Below are 9,841 nucleotides of genomic sequence, written 5' to 3' on the forward strand. Positions count from 1 at the left end.
TTAGCCGTCAAGAATATGGTCAAAAACCCGAAATTATCTCAGGCAATATCTGATGTTAGTTGGGGAGAAATCACTCGACAATTAGCCTATAAATGCCGTTGGTATGGGAGAAACTACATCGAAATAGATAGATGGTTTCCTAGCTCTAAAAGGTGTAGTAATTGCGGGCATATTGTCGAAAAGATGCCGTTAAATGTTCGAGAATGGGATTGTCCAGACTGTGGGACACACCATGACCGAGATATTAACGCTAGTAAAAATATTTTGGCCGCAGGGCTTGCGGTGTCAGTCTGTAGAGCGACCATAAGACCAGAACAGAGTAAATCTGTTAAGGCAGGTGCGGAACCCCGCAAGGGAAAGAAGCAGAAACCTAAATCGTGAGGTTTGGGAATCACCGTCCGTTTACGGCGGTGAGGATGTCAAAATCAAACTCAGGTTAAGCCTAGATAAAATCGCTGACTTTTCGGGTTTTTCTTCCAGAAAATTTTATCTGGCTGCCATCACCCATCCTTGACTCGGGCAATATTACAAAACTTTATCAAAAAAAAGTCAAAATAGAGCCTCTAGGGTTATAAAATACAAGAATGCCCCTTGTGAAATTGATCCAAGAAGCTACCTCTGATGCAAGTTAAGGCCTCTATAGTGGATTTAGAGCTAGTTCTCGTCCTTTTCACCAGTGGAATGTCAACATCGCACCACGAATCTCTAGAACGGAATTTTTGCGTATTCTAGATAACCGTGATTACTAGAGGATTTCTTAAGTATGTCAGAGGTTCCTGCCGTTACAGATGCCACCTTTATAGAAGAAGTGTTAGATAGTGCCGACCCTGTCCTAGTGGATTTCTGGGCTCCTTGGTGCGGCCCCTGTCGAATGGTGGCTCCCGTTGTCGAAGAAATTGCCGAACAGTTCAAAGGGAAAGTCAAGGTGGTGAAACTCAACACCGACGAAAACCCCAATATCGCTAGTCAGTACGGGATTCGCAGTATTCCTACTCTGATGATCTTCAAAGGAGGTCAAAAAGTTGATATGGTGGTCGGGGCTGTACCGAAAACCACTTTAGCTAATACCCTAAATAAACATTTGGGGGTTGACTAGGTTTTCTGGTAACGCATACCGGGTAACTGAGTCACTAAACCCATTAATTCTAATTCCAATAAGATCCCCGCCACTTCTGAGGTGGGGATTTGCATTTTTTGAACAATAATGTCAAACAACAGGGCATCTCTGTCAAATAACTGATACACTTGTGCTAGTCTAGGTTCTAGATTGACTGGAGGAGCAGCATTAACGACCGGGGATGTCTCTAGAGGGAGTGAAGGGGAGAGATTAACCGGTGCGGATTGGTTCGCGGTGGGAATTGCCCCCAACATTTCTAATAATTTCTCCTCAGAAACGATAATTTCTGCCCCCTGATGAATCAGTTGTAAACAACCCCTAGCGGCAGCAATATCGGGAGAATTGGGTAAAGCATAGATATCGCCGCCAAATTCGTTAGCATAACTGGCCGTGATCAGGGAGCCTGACCTTTCGGGGGCCTCGATAACAATAGTCGCGCGACTTAAACCGGCGATAATGCGATTACGACTGGGAAAATGGGCTTTATTCGGTTGAGTTGCGGCGGGATGTTCACTAATGACTAAACCCTGCTTTTGGATGTCCGCCTGTAGCTGCCGATGACGACTAGGATAAACCACATCGACCCCCGTTCCCAAGACGGCAATCGTTCTTCCCCCCGCTTTTAAACAGCTTTGGTGTGCCTCGCCATCAATTCCTTCGGCCATACCAGAAACAATAGTAAATCCCTGTTGGGCCAAAAGGGTACTTAAGCGCCGCGCCCAGCGCCGGCCGTGATCCGTGGGGTTACGAGTACCCACAATGGCGACGGTGGGGATATTTCCCTGATTTTCCTCTAAATTGACCTTTCCTTGATAGTAAAGTAAGGGGGGAGGACTGGGAATTTCCCAGAGAAAGCGGGGATATTCTGGGTCGCTAGGAGTCCAAAAAAGGGGGTTTTTCTGGATATGTTCGGCGAAAAGAGCTTCTGGGTCAATTTGCGATCGCCCTTCCCGTACCGCTACCATTAACTTTTTGCCAAATCCCGCCCCTTCTGCGATCGCAGAATCGGAGGCATTCCAGGCCACAGCGACACTGCCAAAATGCTGATAGAGTCGCTTCAGGGAAATTGGCCCAACTCCAGCAATACTTGACCATGCTAACCAATAAACGCGCTCGTCTGTCAATTTGAAAGGCTCCTCAGACAAAGTAATATTTTCAGTCGGTTAAAACTGACTGCGGCCAGATGACCCTAATTTATTTTAATCTTGCCGGAATACTTTCCATTAGTTGTTGAGGTATTGTTGAGCCTCGTCCATGTCTTTCACTTTTTTAACAGGTGAATAAGTTGTTCTTGATCTTCTGGGGGAAGTTGTTCGGTTGCCTCTAGTATTTCTGTAAAAGTGGCTTGAGTCATGGTTTTAGTTGGTTATAGCGGTCTTTGGAGCCAATTGTAGCAGTAACGGTAGAATATTTTAGTATAGCTTAACGGATATAACAGACAAATTTATTGTAATTTAAAGCTAAAAACTGCGTTAAATAATGCCCCCGAAGAAATCAGTGATCGTATTTTTTTTAAGAACGTAGAATATCGGACAAAATATCTACAATTAAGGTTTGGTTTTTTAATGATAATGAGCCTAGTTCACGCTGAATCAGTGAAGAGCGAAGTGTTACTAAATGATCAAGTCTGATGGCTGACGATTGGCGAAGACCACTGATCATAAAATCTGGATTTTCTGGTCTCAGAATAATATCTGTATGAAGGGGATTTTCTGGAATACGACTGGTAATTAGGGCAAAGATAATGTGTTGATAGCCTCCAATTTGATTGGTTAGGCAATAAGCAGGACGAACCTTACTGGAAGATAAATCGTCGAAGGGAAATTGAATTAATACAATTTTACCCTTCATTAGTTACAGGTTGTCCATCGTTAAGGGTATAAATATCTTCTTCGGTATCTTGCAGAAAAGCAAAGCTAGGGTTATGGGAAACGGCATCTAGCCAGTTTTTTTCGTTCAGTTCATCCTCCGACATCAAAAGAATGACGCGCACAAACCGATCTTTTTCTTGGGGAATAGGATGATCAAGTTGAATTTGCCCTTGGGTATTGAGGATACCAGTGGTTTCAATCGCACGCATAGCAAAACCTAAAAGAAGTGATTCGATCCTAACATTAAAGTAACCATAAAAAGCGGTGATGGCTAACTACAGCGATCTCCATTCTCAGGCTCCCCCTATGGCTCTCCTCGACTTTGTGTGATAATCATTGCTTATCATTCCTTGTAGTCTTGCCAGACAAGGGTTTAAAGACTATATTTCCAGAAAATTATCGGCTGCATCTCCTATTTGTGACTTTCCCTCATCTATAGGTGAGCAGCAGAAGTTATTCAAAGAGGGCGAATGCAATTGGCCCCTACAATAATATTATTGCGCCAATGGTGGCTCCCAACTGATAACAGTTAACTGTTAACTGATTGGGGGAGATCGCACACAACACGAAAACCGATATCGTGGTTGCAAATTTCGGCAACGCTTCTGCCTCGATATGCTGAACTACAGACCAAAGGGTCGCGGCACCACGAACCGCCACGCCGTATTATTGATGACGCATTAGTTATATTGTTATCTCTCCATGCAAGACTGCCATTTTCTCTAATATTGTCTGGTTTGTCAGCATAACTTTCATGATGTTGATCAGCACACCATTCCCAAACATTGCCGTGCATATCATAAATTCCCCAGGGATTAGGCCGCTTTTCCCCAACAGGATGGGTTGTATTATTTGAATTACCATCAAACCAGGCATAATCTCCTAATTGATTTTCATCATCGCCAAAACTAAATCGGGTTTCAGTACCAGCGCGACAGGCATATTCCCATTCTGTTTCTGTAGGCAAACGGTAGTTTTTTCCCGTTAACTTGCTCAGTTGTTTACAAAAGACTTCAGCCTCATTCTGAGTAACAGATTTTACTGGTTTCTGGGGATTTCCTGAAAACCTTGAACTAGCTTTTCCCATCACCGCTTGATACTGTGCTTGGGTGACGGGATATTTGCCTATCTGAAATGCTGGCACAATTACTTGATGTATCGGTTTTTCATCTTCATACTCATTAGAACCCATGTTAAATTTACCAGCGGGTATATCCACCATTTCTAGGTTAAAGTTTGGTAAAATTACAGTTTCAGTTTGCCGAATTACCCTGGGCGATACTTGTAATAATTTATCAACCTTTACCTCTGCCAAGCTAAATTTAGAGTTAGCTGCCGATTTTTCATGACCGTAAGCCATTAAAGCTTTAAGCTTAGTATGACTAGCCCAATAGCGAATCGACTCTTCATATTCTTGGGTTTTTTCTTCATCTAGTGCAAATTCTTCTAATTTTGCTAAAATTTTCTTATCATTTTCTAAATCTGACAATAACAATGGCCATTTTAAACTAATCGCAGTAAATTTACCTAACTGTTCAAAAGTTAGAGAAGGAACTAACAAATTATCATTCTCATCTCGCTCCTCAAAAAATAAACCAGTTTCATTAGCGATATAAACCTTGAGACGAAAGACATTGATAAAGTGTTTAATCCGTCGCGGATTGTAATCCAATGCGGGAGCTACCATCATAATGACATTCCGCACTGTTTGGGAATCTCTATTATCAGATTTGTTGACTTGAATCGCTTCTAATCGCTTAATTACAGATGCTCGTGCTTTCTCTTTTTCGGTTTGTTCAGATTCTATCGAAGGATTATCTAGAGACAAGTTTTTTAAATCACTTGTCTGATTACTTGTTGCAGAAGTGAGATGCTTTTGCGAATTATTTCTCCAGGGTAAAGCTAACTTAAACTTACCCCAGAATGACTGAAAAAATGTAAAACGAGGTTTAGCTGGCTGTAAATTGGGAGGAGTTGAAGTAGCAAGCTGAATCAAAAAACGCTCAAAATCTGACCGGGATGGTTGGGGAACTAAAAAGGGAAGCTGGACAAACTTTTCAATAAAGGTATAACCATAAGCTAACCCTTTATTAGCACTACGTCTCGCTAAAATATCAGGATCAATTTCTGTGGTTTCTGACGGTAAATACTTGAGAATGTTTTCGTATTTTACCGCTAAACTAGCGGCTACTTTTTCTCTGTCCATTCCTAAAATAAACACCACTGAAGGATCATCAGCAATCATCAAGTTAATCGCTTGCATCAAGTCCGCTGATTTTGGATGTTCACAACGATCTAAATCGTCAATAAATACATATACTCGATCATTGCCAACATAGGCATCAACAATTTTAGCAAAATCTTCATGAAATTCTTCTACAAATGCCGATTGTTTTTTATAATCTGGGGCTTCTATATATTTAATTAGGTTGTTTTTAGGGTTTTGAAGTAACCTTTGAAAATTTCTCGATAAACTCTTAATACCAGCGAAAATTCCTGCTCCTGATAAGGTGACACCTCCAGCGGTAAATAATAATTTAAAAACTGAATTAATTTTGCTCCAAAAAACATCTTGAGAGGTTGTTGTTCCGATTAATTCGTTAATTCCTTCAACTCCATAAACGATTAAAATAAAAGGAATGGCAATTGATGCACAAATCACAAAAATTATTACTGGTAAAGCTTTAATTAATTCAAACAAGCCTTTTTCTAGGTTAAAACGCAATAATTGTAATTTAAAATATCCTAGGATAATTCGAGGTAAATCTCGCCAATTTTTGGGCGTAGAAATCTGCTTAATAAAAGACAGCGCAAAAGCCGCCCATACCGACTCCGCCTTATCGTGTCGCCAAGCATTAAACCAAACCGTCCGACCTCCTTTTTTTCGTAAATATTCCTCCAACATTTTCATAAAAGAAGACTTGCCACTACCCCACTCTCCCTCAACCGATAAAGTTAGGGGTGGTTGTGTCTGCTCATGCAACAAAAATTCAGCGATCGCTATTACATAAGGCTCAAATCCGAGGGCATCATTATTAGTAGCTTGATCGCTGACGCTAGTATTGCGGATAGATTCAGGAGAATCGGACATGGTAGTTATTTTTAGGTGACAGAGAATGGAGAAGAAAATAGATTACCTTATCAATCCGAGAAACGCTGTATATAACCCCCTATGCAACAAAAAAAGCAACGAAGAAAAGACATTTTTATAACATTATCTAAACCCTATAGGTTCTGTCAGGTAGGGGATAGAAGATTTAACTTAGTGTCTATAGAGTTATTGGGGTTTAGTTTTACTAGGAATCAGAATTAATGACCAGTAAGTAGCAGCCTCTGGATCGACTTCTGTAATCGGAATAATTTGCTGATTGGGTAAGGTTGCTCGTTCGATGTAGAGGGCGCGTTCTAATAATCCTAATTCATCGAGAATATTGCGAACTTTAGCGAAATGTCTGCCTAATTTAATAATCGCCGCTGCATCAATAAATACTAGGCGATCCCGCAATATTTCCGCCTCTAAAGTAGCGGGCATAATACTAAATACGTCATTTCGATAAGTAATAGGTACACCCAGCATTGCTGCACTTGCCATCACTGAAGAAATACCCGGCACGACTTCAATTGAAAAGCGATCGCACAAGCGATTAAAGATATACATAAACGTGCCATACAACATCGGATCGCCCACACATAGCACCGCCACATCTCGACCTAAGTTTAACTGTTCGGCGATATTTTCGGCGGCAATATCATAATGAGGTTGAGAACTGCGCTCGACACTAAAAGGTAAAGGCATGGGAATTTCTATCTGCTCGGGACGGATAAAATCCGACACAATTGCCCGTGCCAAAACTTTGCCACTTTCTAAGGTAGGATAAGCAATTACCGGAACAGTTGTGAGAATCCGGTGTGCTTTTAGCGTCAACAATTCGGGATCGCCGGGCCCGATTCCTAATCCATAAAGTTTGCCTAATTTATTCATAATTCGTTCTCTTTTGCTAAAGCATTGACTGCTGCTGCTGCGATTGCGCTGCCTCCCCTACGTCCGTGCAGGGTAATAAATGGCACACCACGACTATTAGTTGCTAATTCTATTTTCGACTCTGCCGCTCCCACAAATCCCACGGGAAAGCCTAAAATCAAAGCCGGTTTATCTACATTTTGATCGAGCAATTCTAGTAGGCGAAAAAGTGCGGTTGGTGCATTACCAATGGCTACCACTGCTCCAGCTAAATGAGGTCGCCAAAGTTCTAAAGCGGCAGCGGAGCGGGTATTATTAATTTGCCGTGCCAACTCGGTCACTTCTGGATAATTGAGGGTACAAATAATCGGATTATCTTTAGGTAAACGCGCTTTGGTAATGCCATTAGCGACCATTTGAGAATCACAGAGAATGGCTGCACCCCCAGCGAGGGCATTTCGTCCGATTTTAACTGCGTCCGGTGATGCTTCTAAATCTTTTGTTATGTCTGTCATCCCACAGGAATGAATTAGACGAACCGCCACAGGAGCTAAATCATCGGGGAGATTTTCCCAGTTAGTTTCAGCCCGAATAATAGCAAAAGATTTGCGGTAAATTTCCTCACCATTCTTAATGTATTCCATTCTATTTATCTAAAATTTTCGAGTTTTGGGAGCTTAAAATTTGGGCTATGAGGGGGGGAATCTTGGCAAATTCTCCCTCAAATATGGGTGTTTCTAAGAACTTTTGACTATCACCCACATAGACTTGATAAGCTTCTAGTATTTGGCCATTTTCCTCGATGGTGGTTCCTAAAAGGGTAATTTCGGCTGGACCCGGTTGAGCGCAGGATTTAGCACAACCCGTCAAATGAATATTAACAGGAGAATTGCAGGTTAAGCGTTCTTTCAAATAATCTGCCAAGAGAGAAGCATGAACTTGAGTTGCAGTGGCCGCTGCCGCACAACCCGGTTTACCGCTACAGGCAACTATCCCCGCATCCCATCCAAGAGAAGCGGATAATCCTAAGAATGCCAGTTTTGGCAACAATTCTGACACTTTTTCATCGGGAATATCGGGTAATATAACAGTCTGCCAAGGGGTTAATCGTAACTGACCACTGCCAAAAGTTTCTGATAGTGTCGCTAATCCCCATAGTTGATTAGCCGTCAATTGTCCTAATCTTAATGATAGACCAATATAAGATAATCCGGGTTGCTTTTGAGGATGAATTCCCAGATGAAAATAGGGTTGAGTAGAATGGGCAGCCTGCCGGTATTCTTGCCCTTTTATTATGCCGGTAGAAGTCCGATGTAATTGGGAGTTAACTTGTTCGAGATATTTGGCCAATCCCCAATCTTTGAGCAGGTGTTTCATCCGAGGTTTTTTACCCTTGATATTGGGGGTTTGTTGAACATAATCGACATAAACCTTTACTAGAGCTTTGACCACAGCTAAACAGTTTTCTGGCTCAATTAATAAGTCCGTGTCATAGAATTGTTTATCTCCTCCGAGGGCTAATCGAAAGCAAACAAGAGAAGTTAAATTTGTCGGATTATTGACGGTAATTGCCGATAGCTGAATCTCGTTATAGCGGTGTTGCCAGGCCATAGTTGAACCAGTGCCAATTCCCACTGCACCACCGCCATCGATCCCGATACTAAATTTAGGACTTAGTTGGGCAATTGATGGATAATTTTGGATAAAATTATCTAATTCTTGGACTAATGGACGAGTATCGATCGATTCTTGGCAGTCAATTCCAGCCGTGGGACTGGACATGATGTTACGCAGATGATCGATACTGGGATTATGGGCAGCTAACCCTAATTTTTGCAGGGTTTGAAATTCTTCTAAACTGGGGGATTTTTGCAGTCCGCGAATTTGCAGATTTGCCCGATTGGTAACTTGTATTGTCGTCTGCCATTGTTCGAGCCAAGTGGCGATCGCTTTTCCCTGTGGAGAATTGAGCCATCCACCGGGGGTGCGGAGACGAATTAAAAACCCATCCTGGGCAGCAGTTCCATAAAATAAACCGGGACAAGCATTTGCTTCAACTAACCAATTCACCGTTGTTTGTTCTCCATGCGACGCAGAGAAGTAGTTAGAAAATTATTTGTCTATCTACCGATTAAAAACTTGTAATTGGCATTCTGACTCGCAAGGAAAAAGGGAAGATGTACTCTTTTTACTTTTTACTTGATTACAGCTGCGGCACAGTACCAGAATTGCACTGGACTTTCCCAAAGACAAGCTTAAATATTATACCACGTTTTCGGTTGAAACTCAGCATCGTTAAGAATCGCTACATTTTCCCCCCTTTGTGCCAAGACAAATAAACCTTGACGATAAGCATATTTATCCGCTCCTTCTTCGATTTCAATGCCTGCTACTGCCCCATATAATTGTTTGTGGTTATATTCTGGGAAAAATTGCCTAAATTCGGTTAGATTCTTGATTAATTCTTTGACATCATCTACACTTAAACTACTTTTGACTTCCACTACTAGCACATGATTTTCATTAGTTACTAACACATCAATTTCTAGGGTTTTACCGTCGAGACGTTTTCTGACTCTTTGACTAACTTGATGTACGGGAATCTGACGATTTAAAAATAAAGTCTCACAAGCTGGGGCTACCATATTTTCGACAAAACGTCCCCATTTACCGCCAAGATTACCAATTTCTTGACTGAGTCTGGTAATTTGGCGATCAGTTTCTTGAAAGCGGCGCTCGGTTTCTTGAAAGCATCTTTCTGTCTCTTTTTGAGCTTCTACTAATTCGGCTAATAATTTCCAAACATCATCGGCGGTGGTGGTCATAGTTTTTCCTCTGAATTAACTTGACAATAACCTGATTATATCTTGTTTTTAAAGCCCCTACCACGTT

Annotated in this window: 10 protein-coding genes and 1 riboswitch; of the genes, 2 read left to right on the plus strand and 8 right to left on the minus strand. The window is 41.6% G+C overall.

Annotated elements, in window-relative coordinates:
- Positions 1 to 381 (plus strand): RNA-guided endonuclease TnpB family protein (locus H6G48_RS16585; RefSeq protein WP_190722552.1); only part of this gene is annotated, 381 nt, incomplete at its 5' end.
- A gap of 382 nt (positions 382 to 763) precedes the next feature.
- Positions 764 to 1,096 (plus strand): thioredoxin, encoded by a 333-nt coding sequence (gene trxA, locus H6G48_RS16590; protein WP_190722553.1) that lies wholly within the window; start codon positions 764 to 766, stop codon positions 1,094 to 1,096.
- Here the strand turns inward: trxA and dprA are convergent.
- The 8 genes from dprA to H6G48_RS16630 form a co-directional block, all read right to left on the minus strand.
- Positions 1,093 to 2,241, minus strand: coding sequence for a DNA-processing protein DprA (gene dprA / locus H6G48_RS16595; protein ID WP_190722554.1), 1,149 nt, complete (start codon positions 2,239 to 2,241; stop codon positions 1,093 to 1,095). The two genes, trxA and dprA, sit on opposite strands and share 4 nt — an antisense overlap.
- A gap of 388 nt (positions 2,242 to 2,629) precedes the next feature.
- Positions 2,630 to 2,968 (minus strand): type II toxin-antitoxin system PemK/MazF family toxin, encoded by a 339-nt coding sequence (locus H6G48_RS16600; protein ID WP_190722555.1) that lies wholly within the window; start codon positions 2,966 to 2,968, stop codon positions 2,630 to 2,632.
- Complete coding sequence (locus H6G48_RS16605; RefSeq protein WP_002797650.1) at positions 2,958 to 3,197, minus strand: hypothetical protein; 240 nt, start codon at positions 3,195 to 3,197, stop codon at positions 2,958 to 2,960. Before H6G48_RS16605 ends, H6G48_RS16600 begins: the two co-directional genes overlap by 11 nt.
- Before the next feature lie 320 nt (positions 3,198 to 3,517).
- Positions 3,518 to 6,079, minus strand: a complete 2,562-nt coding sequence (locus tag H6G48_RS16610) for an SUMF1/EgtB/PvdO family nonheme iron enzyme (RefSeq protein ID WP_190722556.1) — start codon at positions 6,077 to 6,079, stop codon at positions 3,518 to 3,520.
- 186 nt (positions 6,080 to 6,265) lie between these two features.
- Entirely contained in the window at positions 6,266 to 6,970 is a 705-nt protein-coding gene (cobI, locus tag H6G48_RS16615) for a precorrin-2 C(20)-methyltransferase (protein ID WP_125731454.1), read from the minus strand.
- Complete coding sequence (locus H6G48_RS16620; protein ID WP_190722557.1) at positions 6,967 to 7,593, minus strand: precorrin-8X methylmutase; 627 nt, start codon at positions 7,591 to 7,593, stop codon at positions 6,967 to 6,969. Before H6G48_RS16620 ends, cobI begins: the two co-directional genes overlap by 4 nt.
- Position 7,594: 1 nt before the next feature.
- Complete coding sequence (cobG, locus tag H6G48_RS16625; RefSeq protein WP_190722558.1) at positions 7,595 to 9,019, minus strand: precorrin-3B synthase; 1,425 nt, start codon at positions 9,017 to 9,019, stop codon at positions 7,595 to 7,597.
- A gap of 56 nt (positions 9,020 to 9,075) precedes the next feature.
- Positions 9,076 to 9,234: riboswitch (cobalamin riboswitch) on the minus strand.
- Positions 9,205 to 9,774, minus strand: coding sequence for an NERD domain-containing protein (locus H6G48_RS16630; RefSeq protein ID WP_190722559.1), 570 nt, complete (start codon positions 9,772 to 9,774; stop codon positions 9,205 to 9,207). (Overlaps the previous riboswitch by 30 nt.)
- Positions 9,775 to 9,841: the final 67 nt, after the last annotated feature.

The organism is Microcystis flos-aquae FACHB-1344 (genome assembly GCF_014698375.1).
Lineage (GTDB): Bacteria > Cyanobacteriota > Cyanobacteriia > Cyanobacteriales > Microcystaceae > Microcystis > Microcystis aeruginosa.